13 protein-coding genes are annotated in these 14,979 nt (G+C 67.5%); 11 read left to right on the forward strand and 2 right to left on the reverse strand.

What is annotated here, in order from left to right; all coding sequences use genetic code 11:
- Positions 1–6 precede the first annotated feature (6 nt).
- Entirely contained in the window at positions 7–2,616 is a 2,610-nt protein-coding gene (locus K8940_RS03435; protein WP_223393142.1) for a TonB-dependent receptor, read from the reverse strand.
- Between the two features lie 282 nt (positions 2,617–2,898).
- Here K8940_RS03435 and rplK point away from each other — a divergent pair, with 282 nt between their 5' ends.
- The 5 genes from rplK (at position 2,899) to K8940_RS03460 (ending at position 5,976) form a co-directional block, all read left to right on the forward strand.
- The gene (rplK, locus tag K8940_RS03440; protein ID WP_223393143.1) at positions 2,899–3,330 is read left to right on the forward strand and encodes a 50S ribosomal protein L11; all 432 of its coding nucleotides are present in this window, start codon (positions 2,899–2,901) and stop codon (positions 3,328–3,330) included.
- Positions 3,331–3,334: 4 nt separating this feature from the next.
- Positions 3,335–4,021 carry a 50S ribosomal protein L1 gene (gene rplA, locus K8940_RS03445; RefSeq protein WP_223393144.1) on the forward strand — a complete coding sequence of 229 codons (687 nt, stop codon included), beginning with the start codon at positions 3,335–3,337 and terminating at the stop codon, positions 4,019–4,021.
- Between the two features lie 122 nt (positions 4,022–4,143).
- A complete protein-coding gene (locus K8940_RS03450; protein WP_223393145.1) occupies positions 4,144–4,383 on the forward strand; it encodes a type II toxin-antitoxin system VapB family antitoxin in 240 nt (79 codons plus the stop codon).
- Positions 4,383–4,778 carry a type II toxin-antitoxin system VapC family toxin gene (locus K8940_RS03455; RefSeq protein WP_223393146.1) on the forward strand — a complete coding sequence of 132 codons (396 nt, stop codon included), beginning with the start codon at positions 4,383–4,385 and terminating at the stop codon, positions 4,776–4,778. Before K8940_RS03450 ends, K8940_RS03455 begins: the two co-directional genes overlap by 1 nt.
- 1 nt (position 4,779) lies before the next feature.
- Positions 4,780–5,976, forward strand: a complete 1,197-nt coding sequence (locus K8940_RS03460) for an NAD(P)/FAD-dependent oxidoreductase (RefSeq protein WP_263285789.1) — start codon at positions 4,780–4,782, stop codon at positions 5,974–5,976.
- On the opposite strand, the gene K8940_RS03465 is transcribed toward K8940_RS03460, so the two are convergent.
- On the reverse strand, positions 5,973–7,331 hold the full coding sequence (locus K8940_RS03465; protein WP_223393147.1) for an alpha/beta fold hydrolase: 1,359 nt from the start codon (positions 7,329–7,331) through the stop codon (positions 5,973–5,975). The two genes, K8940_RS03460 and K8940_RS03465, sit on opposite strands and share 4 nt — an antisense overlap.
- A gap of 118 nt (positions 7,332–7,449) precedes the next feature.
- Here K8940_RS03465 and K8940_RS03470 point away from each other — a divergent pair, with 118 nt between their 5' ends.
- The 6 genes from K8940_RS03470 (at position 7,450) to rpoB (ending at position 14,905) form a co-directional block, all read left to right on the forward strand.
- On the forward strand, positions 7,450–7,854 hold the full coding sequence (locus K8940_RS03470; RefSeq protein WP_223393148.1) for an SRPBCC family protein: 405 nt from the start codon (positions 7,450–7,452) through the stop codon (positions 7,852–7,854).
- Positions 7,855–8,179: 325 nt separating this feature from the next.
- Positions 8,180–8,698, forward strand: coding sequence for a 50S ribosomal protein L10 (gene rplJ, locus K8940_RS03475; protein WP_223393149.1), 519 nt, complete (start codon positions 8,180–8,182; stop codon positions 8,696–8,698).
- Positions 8,699–8,744: 46 nt separating this feature from the next.
- Positions 8,745–9,128 (forward strand): 50S ribosomal protein L7/L12, encoded by a 384-nt coding sequence (rplL, locus tag K8940_RS03480; RefSeq protein WP_223393150.1) that lies wholly within the window; start codon positions 8,745–8,747, stop codon positions 9,126–9,128.
- Between the two features lie 175 nt (positions 9,129–9,303).
- Positions 9,304–10,338: a WD40/YVTN/BNR-like repeat-containing protein gene (locus tag K8940_RS03485; protein WP_223393151.1), complete on the forward strand. Its 1,035-nt coding sequence runs from the start codon at positions 9,304–9,306 to the stop codon at positions 10,336–10,338.
- Positions 10,339–10,384: 46 nt separating this feature from the next.
- Positions 10,385–10,543 carry a hypothetical protein gene (locus K8940_RS03490; protein ID WP_223393152.1) on the forward strand — a complete coding sequence of 53 codons (159 nt, stop codon included), beginning with the start codon at positions 10,385–10,387 and terminating at the stop codon, positions 10,541–10,543.
- 291 nt (positions 10,544–10,834) lie between these two features.
- The gene (gene rpoB / locus K8940_RS03495) at positions 10,835–14,905 is read left to right on the forward strand and encodes a DNA-directed RNA polymerase subunit beta (protein ID WP_223393153.1); all 4,071 of its coding nucleotides are present in this window, start codon (positions 10,835–10,837) and stop codon (positions 14,903–14,905) included.
- Positions 14,906–14,979 lie beyond the last annotated feature (74 nt).

Genomic DNA, 14,979 nt, shown 5'->3' on the forward strand with positions numbered 1-14,979 from the left:
CCGCGCCTAGAACTGCTTGCGCAGGCCCAGCTTGACCGACCGTCCGCTGCCCCGGTTCATCAGCGGCTTCTGATAGGCCTCGGGCGTGCGGCCCTGGCTGTCGCGCACGTGCATGTAGCCGTCGAAGACGTTCTCCACGCTGGCGGTCAGCTTCGCGCCCTTCAGCCAGGGGCGGCCCTTGGCGAACTTCTGCGCGCCCAGGTCCAGCGAGCCGCCCAGGATCAGGATGGGCGAGTTCTTGAAGGACAGGTCTCCGGTCAGCGCGCCCGCGTTGACGCGTGTCGGGGAGAACCAGAAGCCGGCGGCGTTGAGGGTGTAGCCGGACCTGCTCAGATAGACATTGAGCCCCACGCTGTGGCGCGAGCTGTTGCCGAACTGGCCCAACGACGCGCCCTTCAACCTGTCCAGCGGGGCCATGCCCTCGTGGATCGTCACCTCGTCGCGCAGCCGCCAGCGATCGTTCAGCCCCACGAGCAGCGTGGTGGAGCTGGCGCCCGCCTTGGAGGCTCGCCAGGTCTTGGAATAGTTCAGCCCCAGGCGCAGATCCTCGGTGTCGGCATGGGCGAAATTCACGGCCCGGCTGTCGAAGGCCGTCAGGCGGCCCTGGGCGTCGCGGGTGAACCGGGTCGGGAAGGCCGCTTCCAGCTCGGGCGAAGGCGCGGGGAAGGTGGCGATCATGTCGTCGATGCGGGTGGCCGTGTAGTTGGCCGACAGCCGCAGCTCCTGCTTCTGGAACGGCCTGTAGTTGATGTTCAGCTTGATCAGTTGGCGACTGTCGGGCCGCAGGCCCGGATTGCCGCCCGAGGTCACGGTGACGAACGCGGTCTGGCCGGTGGCGTAGTCGTAGATCAGGCTGTTGGCGATCTGCTGGACGGGATCGTTCACCTGCTGGGGCGTCGGCTCGCCTTCCTCCCAGCTGTAGTCGGCGCTGACGTTGAGGCCCCGCACGGGCGTCCAGGCCAGGCCGCCGCCGACCGTGGCCAGGCCGCCGATGTCCGAGAAGTCCTCGAAGCGGCCGTTGGCGTTCAGCGATAGCTTGCCCAGGAAGCCCAGCGGGCCGTCGTTGCTGATCAGCGGCGCCTGGAGGTTGGCCGCCACGGTCGCGCGGTCGCGTTCCAGGACGCGGTCGACGCGAACGCCGGACCGCACGCTTTCGGCCTCGTACCGGCGGCTGTCGTAACCGCCGCTGAAGGTGGCGCGCAGGTCGCCCGTCGGCAGCCGGGCCAGGACGCCGTTCACGACCAGGTCGACCTTGGCGCTGGTGGCGGTCGCGTCTGTCGTGTCCCGGGGCGCCAGGCGCAGCAGGTCGGTCGGGATCGGCGCGAACGGATTGACCTGGCCGGCCGCGATCGCCGTACGAAGGGCTAGGACGTCCAGGCCGCGGCCGGTGCGCGAGGCGGTGTCGGTGCGGTCGAGCTCGCCGTTCAGGGTCCATCGCCACCCGGCCTTGCGGCCCGTCACGCCCAGGGCCGCTCCAACCTTGTGGGTGTCGTTGCGCGCCTTCAGGGCCTCTGGCGCGTCGAGATAGCGGTAGAGCGTGACGTCATTGGCGAAGGGCGAGAAGGGACTGCTGCTCGGAACCGGCAGGGTCACGCCGGGCAGGCCCCGGTAGCTGACGCTGTTGTTGGCCATCAGGTTGCCGCTCAGCGTCGCCGTCGTATCGCCGCCCAGGCTGCGCGTGTAGGTCGCGTCCAGCTTGGCCTGCTCGGTGCGCGGCATCAGGGTGCGGCTGGCGGTCAGGCCGTCGCCCGCCACGCGCCCGGCGCCGGCGACGAAATCGTCAAGGTCCGGCGCGCCGTCGGCGGCCGAGGCCGGGACGGCGGCCAGGGTCACGGTCTCGCCGGCCAGGACGGAAAGCGCCGGATCGATCTCGCCGCCTCCGGGGCCGACGACCGCGCCCAAGAGGTCGTAGGGCGCGCCGGCCAGGGGCGTGCGCACAACGCCGCGCTCGGTCTCGAACAGCGGCGAGTCGCGGTGGTAGCGGGCGGTCACGTTCGTGCGGCCCGCGCCCTGGATGCGGAAGAGGTTGTACTGGTGGTCGCTGGACGCCCTCCCACCCTCGACCGGCCACTGGCCCTCGTTGGTCACGGTGGTGGCGTTGAAGCGCTTCTTGAGGGTGTAGTTGAGCACCGTCTGGTCGGCGCGGAAGCCGTGAGCCAAGGCCTCTTCCTCGCGCAGGGCCGCACCCTTCAGGATCGCTTCGCGCGGGATGCTGGACATATCTCCCGTGACACGTTGACCATTGATCAGGATGATCGGGGGCTCGTCGTTTCGCCCGCGAGCGTTGGGCGCGCTCTTCATCATCTCCCTGACCAGGTCGCCCAGGGTGTTGACTCCCAGGGCCTGGATCTCTTCCTCGTTCAGTTCGAACTCGGGCTCGAGCTCGCTTTCGGTCTGGCCGCGCTGCTTGCCCTCAATGGTGAGGCTCTCGACGGCGTTAGGGTCGGGCTTGCAGACCCGCCTGCCATGCTTGTCCCCCATCTTCTTGTCCGAGGCGGGCTCGACCTGTTCGCAGGCGGTGGCGTCATCGGAGGGGGCGGTGGGCTCCGGATCAGGCGAGGCGTCCAGCGCCATCGCGGCCGCCAGGCTTCCCAGCAGCGCCAGGCTCAAGTCCATCGCACGTTCCCCCGTCAGTCCGACTTCAACCTGGACAACATGCGCGCAACCAGACATTGATTCGACTGAATGGTGACGCTTTCAAGGCGAAGCTTCCGCGGGCGCGCGGTCCGCCGGGCCCTTTGACTCCCCCGGTCCCACCTGCTAAACGCCGCGCCTCGCTCCAGGACCCCGTCCCGGGGCGTGCTTGTCGTTAAGGCGATGAGATCAAATCCGTGGAAGGGCCGCCAAACCCGCACCACGGCTCACCAGCGAGGGCCCCGGCCCTCACGAGAGGACACTATGGCTAAGAAGATCCTGGGCTACATCAAGCTCCAGGTGAAGGCTGGCTCGGCCACGCCTTCGCCCCCCATCGGCCCGGCTCTGGGTCAGCGCGGCGTTAACATCATGGGCTTCTGTAAGGAGTTCAACGCGCGCACCGAGAACGTCGAAAAGGGCACCCCCCTGCCGACCGTCATCACGGTCTATCAGGACAAGTCGTTCACCTTCGTCACCAAGACGCCCCCGGCCACCTTCTTCCTGAAGCAGGCGACCAAGATCCAGTCGGGCGCCAAGCTGACCGGTCGTGAGACCGTCGGCTCGATCACCCGCGCCCAGCTGCGCGAGATCGCCGAAAAGAAGATGAAGGACCTGAACGCCAACGATATCGAGGCCGCGGCCCGCATCATCGAAGGCTCCGCCAAGGCCATGGGCCTGAAGATCGTGGAGGCCTAGGACCATGGCTAAGCAACCCAAGCGCATCAAGGCCTGGACCGGCGACCGCGACGCGGCCCACTCGGTCGAAGCCGCCATCAAGCTGGTCAAGGAAAACGCCAAGGCCAAGTTCGACGAGACCATCGAGATCTCGGTGAACCTGGGCGTCGACCCGCGTCACGCCGACCAACAGGTCCGTGGCGTCGTGAACCTGCCGTCGGGCACCGGCCGTGACGTCCGCGTCGCCGTGTTCGCCAAGGACGCCAAGGCGGCCGAAGCGACCGCCGCCGGCGCCGAGCACGTCGGCGCCGACGACCTGTACGAAAAGATCGCCGGCGGCTTCATGGACTTCGATCGCGTCATCGCGACCCCGGACATGATGGCCCTGGTCGGTCGCCTCGGTAAGGTGCTGGGCCCGCGCGGCCTGATGCCGAACCCGAAGGTCGGCACCGTGACCCCGAACGTCGGTCAAGCCGTGAAGGACGCCAAGGGCGGCGCCGTCGAGTTCCGCGTCGAGAAGGCCGGTATCGTCCATGCTGGCATCGGCAAGGCCTCGTTCACCGAGGAAGCCCTGCTGGTCAACGTCAAGGCTCTGATCGAAGCCCTGAACCGCGCGAAGCCGTCGGGCGCCAAGGGTGTCTTCGTGAAGCGCGTTGGTCTGTCGTCGACGATGGGCCCGGGCTTCAAGGTCGACATCGCCTCGATCGGCTAATCGCCTTTCGAAGTTTGAGTTAGCGGACGGGCGTCGGAGCGATCCGACGCCCGTTTTGCGTTTGGGCGTCGCATTGTGATGTCGGCTAGCCGATGCTATCTTTCGTCTAGACGGAGGTTCCGATGCCCTTCCACGTTCGCGATCCCGAGACCGACGCCCTGGTGCGTGAACTGGCCGACAAGACCAAGCTCGGCATCACGGAGGCTGTGAAACTGGCCGCCACGGAAGCCTTGGCCGCGCGCGAAAAGTCGAGGGCGGAGAAGTTGGCGAGGATCGACGCTATCCTGGCGGAGTTCGATGCGTTGCCGCGGACGGGTCTGAAGGCCGACAAGGCCTTCATGGACATGATCAACGGCGACTGATGTTCGTCGACGCCTCGGCCTGGACGGCTATCATCCTCAAGGAGCCGGAACGTGAGCGGCTGCGGACCACCCTAGCCGATGCGGAAGTGGTTTTGACTTCTTCCATCGCAACCTGGGAAACCATCCGCGCCGTCGTGCGCGAAACCAAGGATACGGTGAAAGACGCGAGCATTCGTCTTGCGGCCCTGCAGGCCAATATCGGCGCGCGGGTCGTCGAGATCGGGGTCGTCGAAGGCCAGCTCGCCCTCGAAGCCCATGCCCGTTTCGGCAAGGGCGTTCATCCCGCTCGGCTCAACATGGGCGACTGCTTCGCCTATGCCTGCGCCAAGGTTCACGGCGTGCCGCTGCTCTACAAGGGCGAGGACTTCGCCCTGACCGACATCGAGGCGGCCTGAGGTGAGCGACGAAACTTTCGACGTGGCGGTGATCGGCGGCGGGCCGGCCGGGCTGATGGCGGCGGAGGCCATCGCCAAGGCGGGACGGTCCGTGGCCGTGTTCGAGAAGATGCCGACCTTCGGGCGCAAGTTCCTGATGGCCGGGCGCGGGGGCTTGAACCTCACCCATTCCGAGGATTTCGAGCGGTTCGTGGGCCGCTACGGCGCGCGGGCCGCGGCGCTGCGGCCGATGCTGGAGGCGTTTGCGCCCGACGATCTGGTCGCCTGGGCCGAGGCCCTGGGCCAGCCGACCTTCGTCGGGGCCAGCGGCCGGGTGTTTCCCAAGGCGATGAAGGCCTCGCCGCTGCTGCGGGCCTGGCTGGCGCGGCTGGAGGGGCTGGGCGTCGGCTTGCGGACGCGGGCCGAGTGGAGCGGCTGGAGCGCGGACGGTGGCTTGCTGATCAATGGCCAGGTCGTGCGCGCCCGGGCGGTGGTCCTGGCCCTGGGCGGCGCCAGCTGGGCCAGGCTGGGTTCGGACGCGGCCTGGGTTCCGATGCTGGAAGGGCAGGGCTGCGCCGTCGCCCCGTTCCGCGCCGCCAACTGCGGCTTCGACGTCGCCTGGAGCGCGGTGTTCCGCGAGCGCTTCGCCGGCGAGCCCTTGAAGAACGTCGGCCTGCGCCATGGCGAGAGGCGCGCGCGCGGCGACGCCATGGTCGCTGGCTACGGCCTGGAGGGCGGGGCGATCTACGCCCTGGCCTCGGCCCTGCGCGACGCGATCGAGGTGGACGGCGAGGCGGTCCTGACGATCGACCTGCGCCCCGACATTCCGGTCGAGACCCTGGAGCGGCGGCTGCTGTCGCCGCGTGGCGGCCAGAGCCTGGCCAACTTCCTGCGCAAGGCCGTCAAGCTGTCGCCGGTCGAGGTCAATCTGCTGCGCGAGGCGCATGGCCTGGATCTGCCCGACGCGCCTGCGGCTCTGGCGGCGGCGATCAAGGCGGCGCCGATCACCCTGACCGGCGTCCAACCCCTGGACCGCGCCATCTCGGCGGCTGGCGGCGCACGGTTCGAGAGCCTGGACGGCCTGGCGCTGAAGGATCGTCCGGACGTGATCCTGGCCGGCGAGATGCTGGACTGGGAGGCGCCGACGGGCGGCTATCTGCTGCAGGCCTGCTTCGCCAGCGGCGTGGCGGCGGGCAAGCAGGCGCTGGCGAGGCTCTAGGGCTTCATCGCCGCGCGGATCCTGGCCGCCATCGCCTCCAGGTCTTTCGGATCGGCCGGCGCGTTCTCCACCAGATAGACCGGCTTGCCGGCCACGCGCGGGATCACGTGGACGTGCAGGTGCGGCACGCTCTGGCCGACGCCGTTGTTCTGCAGGACCAGGAAGCCTTCCAGGCCCAGGGCGTCGACCTCGGCTTGGCCGACCTTCTGGACCACGGCCATGACGCGGGCGATGTCCTTGGGACCCATCTCCAGCAGGTTGCGGGCCTTGGATGTCTTGGAGATCACCAGCACGTGGCCGGGCTCCAGCGGCGCGCGGTCCATGAAGGCCAGGACGTCGGCGTCCTCGTAGACCTTGTAGCTGGGCAGCTCGCCCCGGATGATCCGGGCGAAGACGTTGCCCTCGTCATAGGCGCCCTTCAGCGGCGGGAAGGGCGCGGTCGCCGCGCTCTTCGGCTCGAACCGGGCCAGCCAGCGGATCACCTCGCCCTCCAGCGCGATGCGGGCGTCCGAGAAGCTGTGGTCGGTGGCCATGTAGGTTTCGGTGAGGTCCCTGGCCCCGGCCGCGCGGGCGGCGGCGGCCAGCTTGCGCGTGGTGGGCGCCCCGGCGAACTCGGCGCCGATCAGCAGCACGGGGCGATCGGCGATCCGGGCGGTGAGCTTTTCGAGATCCAGCTTAGCGGCGTCGCGTTCGATCTCGGCGACCAAGGCCTCTGGCGTGGTCGCCAGCGGGGCGGTGTCGGGGCGCATAGCCTCGACCACGGCTTTGCGGTCCTTGGCGATCTCAGCCGCGCGCCCGCCGATGTTCCAGGAATCGATCAGCACCGCACCGGCGACGCGCGTCGAGGCGGCGACGGCGTCGGCGGCCATGAACCCGCCCATGCTGTGGCCGGCCACGACGATGCGGGCGGGATCGACGTGGTATTTGGCGGCGTTGGCGGGATCCAGCAGGAAGGCCACCGCCGCCTCGCCGTCGGCGCGGGCGCTCTCGAAGCTGAACTTGCCCTGGCTGCCCCACGAGCCGCGATAGTTGATCCGCAGGGCGTTCCAGCCGGCGCGGCGCACCGCCTGCAAGAGGTCGATATTGGTTTCGTTGCCGGGAAAGCCGTGCAGGAACAGCAGGGTCGGATGCGGCTGGTCGCCGGAGGCCAGGTACATCATGGCGTTGACCTTCGCGCCCTGGATGTCGAGCTGGAAGGCGGCCATGTCGGCCGGGTGATCCTTGTCGCGCGGCGGATCGGCGACGACCGCGCGAGGCGTCGGCGGAACCTTGGGCTCGGCGAAGGCTGGAGCGGTCCCCGTCGAGACGGCAAGGGCCAGCAGGAACGCGGTCAGGATGGCGGCGGCGCGGCGCATGGAAGGTCCCCTCGAAGCTTGGCCCAATAGAGCACGAGTTCGGTGCTCGTCGACATGCTGACATGCGCCGGCGCGCCGGGCGTTACGACCGGGGCGACGAGAGAAAAGGGAGGCCGTCATGGCGTCGGTCCACAAGGAAATCCTGATCGAGGCGAGCCCGGAAGCGGTCTGGGACGCGGTGCGCGACGTAGGACGGATCCACGAGCGGCTGTGCCCAGGCTTCGTGGTGAACACCGAGATGGTCGACGACGGGGCGGCCCGCCTGGTCACTTTCGGCAACGGCATGGTGGTCAAGGAGGTCATCGTCGACAGCGACGACGCTCGCCGCCGCCTGGTCTGGACCGTGCGGAGCGAGCGCCTGGCCCACCACAATGGCGTCATGCGGATCGAGGACGCCGGTCAGGGCCGCTCGCGCGCCCTCTGGACCGCCGACGTCCTGCCGCATGCGGCGGCCGACGCCGTCGGGCCGATGATGCAGCAGGGGCTGGAGGCGATGAAGCGCCGCCTGGACGAGGCGGGTTGAAATCCTCGCCGTCTTCGTCTATACGCCGCGCCTTCTCCGACGGACTCCGGTCCGCCAGAGAACCTGTTTGAGAACAACGGGGCGTGGGGTCACCAACGCCGTAATCGAGGAAGAGCCCTTCCTCGCCGTCGGGAGACAGGGATAGAGACGCCAAGTCTTCCTGCTCGTGACTCCCCTTCCTTGGTGTTGGGATGGTCCGAGACCGGAACGCGGCCGACTTTCCTTGGAACAGGCATATGCGACTCGCACGCGGGAGCGATCCCGCTTGGGACGAGCATCTGGCTGCCGGAATGGTCCGGCTGCTGTTATTGAGTAGGAGACCGCAATGGACCGCGCTCAAAAGCAGGAATCGATCGAGACGCTCAAGGGCGTCTTCGCCGATGCCGGCGCTGTCGTCGTGACCCACTATACGGGTCTGACCGTTGCGGAAATGACCGACCTTCGTCTTCGCCTCCGCAAGGAAGGCGCCGCGATCAAGGTTGTGAAGAACACCCTGGCCCTCAAGGCTCTGGACGGCAAGCTCGGTGACAAGGGCGACAAGCTCTTCACCGGCCCGGTCGCCATCGCCTACGGCCCGGACGCTGTCTCGGCCGCGAAGATCGCGGTGCAGTTCGCCAAGGAAAACGACAAGCTCAAGGTTGTCGGTGGCGTCCTGGACCAGACCAACGTGCTGGACGAGAACGCGGTGCGCGCTCTGGCGACCCTGCCGTCGCTGGACGAACTGCGTGGCAAGCTCATCGGCCTCATCCAGGCTCCGGCGACCAAGATCGCTGGCGTCCTGCAGGCTCCGGCCGGCCAGCTGGCTCGCGTCTTCAACGCCTACGCGACCAAAGACGCCGCGTAACGGTCATCCCCGCAAATCTATCCCAATCTCTCTAAGGAACTGACACATGTCGAAGCTCGAAAAGCTGGTCGAAGAACTGTCCACCCTGTCGGTGCTGGAAGCCGCTGAACTGTCGAAGCTGCTGGAAGAAAAGTGGGGCGTCTCGGCCGCCGCTCCGGTCGCCGTCGCCGCCGCTGGTGGCGCCGCCGCCGCTCCGGCCGAAGCCGCTGAAGAGCAAACCGAGTTCACCGTCGTCCTGACGGACGGTGGCGACAAGAAGATCAACGTGATCAAGGAAGTCCGCGGCGTCCGTCCGGACCTCGGCCTGAAGGAAGCCAAGGACCTGGTCGAAGGCGCTCCGCAGAACGTCGTCGAGAACGTCTCGAAGCAACAAGCCGACGAAGTCGCCAAGAAGCTGACCGAAGCCGGCGCCAAGGTCCAAATCAAGTAATCCGCTCCCCACGTTCGTGGGGACTGGGTTCCTTTTGGAACTGGTGGAACGGGCCCGGGGGGAAACCTCCGGGCCCGTTTTCTTTTTGGGGCGATCGCGCGTGTCGGCGGGGTGTCTGACTTGAAGGCGGCGGCCGCTCCTCCTTAAGCTGCTCCCCTGATCGAAGGGGCGAAGCATGGCCATCCGACCTACCCGTCGCGACTTGGTTGCGGGCGTGACCGCGGGCCTCGCCGCCGGGCCCGCCCTGGCGGGTGATGGTCTCGGCGGGATCCGCATGCCCGCGTCCGTCGCCGACAGCGAGCTAAGGGGCCTGTCGCCGACCGGGGGCAAGACCTACTGGGCCTCGGGCTCCAGAGGCTGGCTGATCCGGGGCAAGGGTGAGCGCCAGGATCCGATGCGGATCATCGGGGCCGAAGACCTGGACTTCCGGGGGCTGCACGCCTTCGACGACCATCACGTGCTGGCGATGAGCGCCGGACCGGGCGGCGCGTCTCAGCTGTGGCGCACGAAGGACGGCGGCAAGACCTGGAAGCGGCTGGCGGCCAACCAGGATCCGGAGGGCTTCTGGGACTCGATCGCCTTCGTCGACCAGCGGCGCGGCTTCATCCTGGGCGATCCGACCCAGGGGCGCTTCACCGTGCTCTACACGGCCGACGGCGGCGAGACCTGGGCGCGGCTGCCGCCGGAGGGCGTGCCGCCGGCCGCCGACGGGGAGGGGGCCTTCGCCGCCAGCAACGGCTGCATCGCCATCGGCCGCCACGGCCAGGTGGCGTTCTGCACCGGCGGGGCGGGCAAGGCGCGGGTCTATCTGTCGTTGGGCGGCGGCGGTGTGTTCGTGGCGCTGGACACGCCGATCCTCGCCGACGCGCCTTCGCGCGGGGCGTTCGCCATCGCCTTCGGCCGGCGCGGCGAGCTGTGGGTCTGCGGCGGCGACTACAAGAACCCCAGGGCCGAGGGCGTGAACCTGGCCTGGCGACCGCCGGGCAGCCTCGACTTTCAGCCGGTGGCCGCGCCGGCCGGCTACCTGTCGGGGATCTCGGTCGAGGGCGAGACGGTGATGGCCACGGGCCTGGCCGGCACGATCCTGGCCCGCGACGGCCGCCACTTCGAGCGCGTGTCGTCCGCGCCGATGAACAGCGTGCGCCTGACCTCGCCCAAGTCCGGCGTGCTATGCGGTCCGATGGGATCGATCGGCCTCTGGCGGGCGTGACATCGGGTCTGGCGGAACGCTTCGTCCCGTCCTACGTTCACCCCGCATGCTCAAGCTCGCCGGTGTCCTGCTCGTCCTCATGATCCTGTTCGGGATCCTCGGCTTCGTCGTCGACGTGGCCGGCGCGCTGACCAAGGCGGCGTTCTTCGTCTGCCTGATCGCCCTGGCGGTTTCCCTGGTGACGAAGGCGATACGGAAGTCCTGACGCGCGATTCACACGCGCTGACGAATCCCCCTTTTCTTCCGCGTTCGCATCCCCTATATCCCCCCGTTCACGATTACATCGGCGGAGCGCTTCCGCGCGTCCGTGTAACGCCCCGAGGCGCGGTCAGCCGCCCTCCGATCTGCGCGAAGGGGCGCCCGTCAGGCTTCCGATCCCGGTCGCCCGGCAGGGGAATTCCAGCGTCCGCAGCTTCCTGAACAGGGAGCAGCGAGGGTGGACGCTAAGGACATTCGAATTTCACACGCGGAGTCCGTCCGCGTTCAGGGAAACAACATGGCGCAATCCTTCACCGGCAAGAAGCGGATCCGGAAGTCGTTCGGCCGCATCCCCGAAGCTGTGCAGATGCCGAACCTCATCGAGGTTCAGCGCTCCTCCTACGAGCAGTTCCTCCAGCGCGAGGTCCGTCCGGGCCAGCGCCGCGACGAAGGCGTCGAGGCGGTCTTCAAGTCGGTGTTCCCGATCAAGGATTTCAACGAGCGCGCGGTGCTCGAATACGTCTCGTACGAATTCGAAGAGCCCAAGTACGACGTTGAAGAGTGCATCCAGCGCGACATGACCTTCGCTGCGCCGCTGAAGGTCAAGCTGCGCCTGATCGTGTTCGAGACGGAAGAAGAAACCGGCGCCCGCTCGGTCAAGGACATCAAGGAGCAGGACGTCTACATGGGCGACATCCCGCTCATGACGGACAAGGGCACCTTCATCGTCAACGGCACCGAGCGCGTCATCGTCTCGCAGATGCACCGCTCGCCGGGCGTGTTCTTCGACCACGACAAGGGCAAGACCCACGCCTCGGGCAAGCTGCTGTTCGCCGCCCGCGTGATCCCGTACCGCGGCTCGTGGCTGGACTTCGAGTTCGACGCCAAGGACATCGTCTATGTCCGCATCGACCGCCGCCGCAAGCTGCCGGCCACCACCTTCCTCTATGCCCTGGGCATGGACGGCGAAGAGATCCTGACCACGTTCTACGACGTCGTCCCGTTCGAGAAGCGCGCGGGCGGCTGGGCCACCCCGTACAAGGCCGAGCGCTGGCGCGGCGTGAAGCCGGAATTCCCGCTGATCGACGCCGACACCGGCGAGGAAGTGGCTCCGGCCGGCACCAAGATCACCGCCCGCCAGGCCAAGAAGTTCGCCGATGGCGGCCTGAAGACCCTGCTGCTGGCTCCGGAAGCCCTGACGGGCCGCTACCTGGCCCGCGACGCGGTCAACTTCTCGACCGGTGAAATCTACGCCGAAGCCGGCGACGAGCTGGACGTCACGGCGATCCAGGCCCTGGCCGACCAGGGCTTCGACACCATCGACGTGCTGGACATCGACCACGTCACGGTCGGCGCCTACATGCGCAACACCCTGCGCGTGGACAAGAACGCCATCCGCGAGGACGCGCTGTTCGACATCTATCGCGTCATGCGTCCGGGCGAGCCGCCGACGGTGGAAGCCGCCGAGGCCATGTTCAAGTCGCTGTTCTTCGACGCCGAGCGCTACGACCTGTCGTCGGTGGGCCGCGTGAAGATGAACATGCGTCTGGAGCAGGAAGTTTCGGACGAGGTCCGCATCCTGCGCAAGGACGACGTCCTGGCCGTGCTGAAGGTCCTGGTGGGCCTGCGCGACGGTCGCGGCGAAATCGACGACATCGACAACCTGGGCAACCGCCGCGTCCGCTCGGTGGGCGAACTGCTGGAAAACCAGTACCGCGTCGGCCTGCTGCGCATGGAACGCGCGATCAAGGAACGCATGAGCTCGGTCGATATCGACACGGTCATGCCGCACGACCTGATCAACGCCAAGCCGGCCGCCGCCGCCGTGCGTGAATTCTTCGGCTCCTCGCAGCTGTCGCAGTTCATGGACCAGACGAACCCGCTGTCGGAAATCACCCACAAGCGTCGTCTCTCGGCCCTCGGCCCGGGCGGTCTGACCCGCGAACGCGCTGGCTTCGAAGTCCGCGACGTGCACCCGACCCACTACGGCCGGATCTGCCCGATCGAGACGCCGGAAGGTCCGAACATCGGCCTGATCAACTCGCTGGCCACCCACGCCCGCGTGAACAAGTACGGCTTCATCGAGAGCCCCTACCGTCGCGTGAAGGACGGTAAGCCGATGGACGAGGTCGTCTACATGTCGGCCATGGAAGAGTCGAAGCACGTCATCGCCCAGTCGAACATCAAGGTCGACGCCGGCGAGATCGTGGACGACCTGGTTCCGGGCCGGATCAACGGCGAACCGACCCTCCTGCAAAAGGAGACGGTAGACCTGATGGACGTGTCGCCGCGCCAAGTCGTGTCGGTGGCCGCCGCCCTGATCCCGTTCCTGGAAAACGACGACGCCAACCGCGCCCTCATGGGTTCGAACATGCAACGTCAGGCCGTGCCGCTGGTGCAGTCGGACGCCCCCCTGGTCGGCACCGGCATGGAAGCCGTCGTCGCCCGTGACTCGGGCGCCGTCGTCATCGCCAAGCGCACCGGCGTGGTCGAGCAGATCGACGGTACGCGTATCGTCATCCGCGCCACCGAGGAAACCGACGCGGCCCGCTCGGGCGTCGACATCTACCGGATGTCGAAGTTCCAGCGTTCGAACCAGTCGACCTGCATCAACCAGCGCCCGCTGGTGAAGGTGGGCGACCGGATCAGCGCCGGCGACATCATCGCCGACGGTCCGTCGACCGAACTGGGCGAACTGGCCCTGGGCCGCAACGCGCTCGTCGCGTTCATGCCCTGGAACGGCTACAACTTCGAAGACTCGATCCTGATCTCCGAACGCATCGTCCGCGACGACGTCTTCACCTCGATCCACATCGAGGAATTCGAAGTCATGGCCCGCGACACGAAGCTGGGTCCGGAAGAAATCACCCGCGACATCCCGAACGTCGGCGAGGAAGCCCTGCGCAACCTCGACGAAGCCGGCATCGTGGCGATCGGCGCCGAAGTCCAGCCGGGCGACATCCTGGTCGGCAAGGTCACGCCGAAGGGCGAAAGCCCGATGACGCCGGAAGAAAAGCTGCTGCGCGCCATCTTCGGTGAAAAGGCCTCGGACGTCCGCGACACCAGCCTGCGCCTGCCCCCGGGCGTCGCCGGCACGATCGTCGACGTTCGCGTCTTCAACCGTCACGGCGTCGACAAGGACGAGCGCGCGCTCGCCATCGAACGCGCCGAGATCGACCGCCTGGGCAAGGACCGCGACGATGAGTTCGCGATCCTGAACCGCAACATCTCGGGTCGTCTGAAGGAACTGCTGGTCGGCAAGGTCGCCGTGTCGGGTCCCAAGGGCCTGTCGCGCGGCGAGATCACGGCCGATGGTCTCTCGCAGATCGCCTCGGGCCTGTGGTGGCAGATCGCCCTGGAAGACGAGAAGGCGATGGGCGAACTCGAGTCGCTCCGCCGCCTGTTCGACGAGAACCGCAAGCGCCTCGACCGTCGTTTCGAAGACAAGGTCGACAAGCTGCAGCGCGGCGACGAACTGCCTCCGGGCGTCATGAAGATGGTCAAGGTCTTCGTGGCCGTGAAGCGCAAGCTGCAGCCGGGCGACAAGATGGCCGGCCGTCACGGCAACAAGGGCGTCATCTCGCGCATCCTGCCGATCGAGGACATGCCGTTCCTCGCCGACGGGACGCACGTCGACGTCGTTCTGAACCCGCTGGGCGTGCCTTCGCGCATGAACGTCGGCCAGATCTTCGAAACCCACCTGGGCTGGGCCTGCGCCAACCTCGGCAAGCAGATCACCAACCTGCTGGAAGACTGGCAGCACGGCGGTCAGAAGGACGCCCTGGTGACGCGCCTGCGCGACATCTACGGCCCCGACGAAGAACTGCCCGACACCGAAGAGGGCCTGGTGGAACTGGCGCGCAACCTGGGCAAGGGCGTTCCGATCGCCACCCCGGTGTTCGACGGCGCGCGCATGGACGACATCGAGGGCCACCTCGAAATGGCCGGCGTCAACAAGTCGGGCCAGTCGATCCTGTTCGACGGCCTGACCGGCGAGCAGTTCAAGCGTCCGGTCACGGTCGGCTACATCTACATGCTGAAGCTGCACCACCTGGTCGACGACAAGATCCACGCCCGTTCGATCGGTCCGTACTCGCTGGTCACCCAGCAGCCGCTGGGCGGCAAGGCCCAGTTCGGCGGTCAGCGCTTCGGGGAAATGGAAGTGTGGGCCCTGGAAGCCTACGGCGCGGCCTACACCCTGCAGGAAATGCTGACGGTGAAGTCCGACGACGTGGCCGGCCGTACGAAGGTCTACGAGTCGATCGTCCGCGGCGACGACACGTTCGAAGCCGGTATCCCGGAAAGCTTCAACGTGCTGGTCAAGGAAATGCGCTCGCTCGGCCTGAACGTCGAGCTGGAGAACAGCTGATCCGGATCTCCCTCCCCGGCCTGACCGCCGGGGAGGGGCCTCCTTTCAGCCCGCTCTCCCTCAAGAATTTTCGC

Origin of the sequence: Caulobacter segnis (genome assembly GCF_019931575.1) — a bacterium.
Classification (GTDB): Bacteria; Pseudomonadota; Alphaproteobacteria; order Caulobacterales; family Caulobacteraceae; genus Caulobacter; species Caulobacter segnis_C.

Excerpts from the sequence above, each read along its gene's own strand:
- K8940_RS03485 (WP_223393151.1), top strand. The coding sequence starts at position 9,304 with ATGGCCATCCGACCTACCCGTCGCGACTTGGTTGCGGGCGTGACCGCG.
- K8940_RS03465 (WP_223393147.1), bottom strand. The coding sequence starts at position 7,331 with ATGCGCCGCGCCGCCGCCATCCTGACCGCGTTCCTGCTGGCCCTTGCC.
- rplK (WP_223393143.1), top strand. The coding sequence starts at position 2,899 with ATGGCTAAGAAGATCCTGGGCTACATCAAGCTCCAGGTGAAGGCTGGC.
- rpoB (WP_223393153.1), top strand. The coding sequence starts at position 10,835 with ATGGCGCAATCCTTCACCGGCAAGAAGCGGATCCGGAAGTCGTTCGGC.
- K8940_RS03490 (WP_223393152.1), top strand. The coding sequence starts at position 10,385 with ATGCTCAAGCTCGCCGGTGTCCTGCTCGTCCTCATGATCCTGTTCGGG.
- K8940_RS03435 (WP_223393142.1), bottom strand. The coding sequence starts at position 2,616 with ATGGACTTGAGCCTGGCGCTGCTGGGAAGCCTGGCGGCCGCGATGGCG.
- rplL (WP_223393150.1), top strand. The coding sequence starts at position 8,745 with ATGTCGAAGCTCGAAAAGCTGGTCGAAGAACTGTCCACCCTGTCGGTG.
- rplJ (WP_223393149.1), top strand. The coding sequence starts at position 8,180 with ATGGACCGCGCTCAAAAGCAGGAATCGATCGAGACGCTCAAGGGCGTC.
- K8940_RS03455 (WP_223393146.1), top strand. The coding sequence starts at position 4,383 with ATGTTCGTCGACGCCTCGGCCTGGACGGCTATCATCCTCAAGGAGCCG.
- K8940_RS03450 (WP_223393145.1), top strand. The coding sequence starts at position 4,144 with ATGCCCTTCCACGTTCGCGATCCCGAGACCGACGCCCTGGTGCGTGAA.
- K8940_RS03470 (WP_223393148.1), top strand. The coding sequence starts at position 7,450 with ATGGCGTCGGTCCACAAGGAAATCCTGATCGAGGCGAGCCCGGAAGCG.
- rplA (WP_223393144.1), top strand. The coding sequence starts at position 3,335 with ATGGCTAAGCAACCCAAGCGCATCAAGGCCTGGACCGGCGACCGCGAC.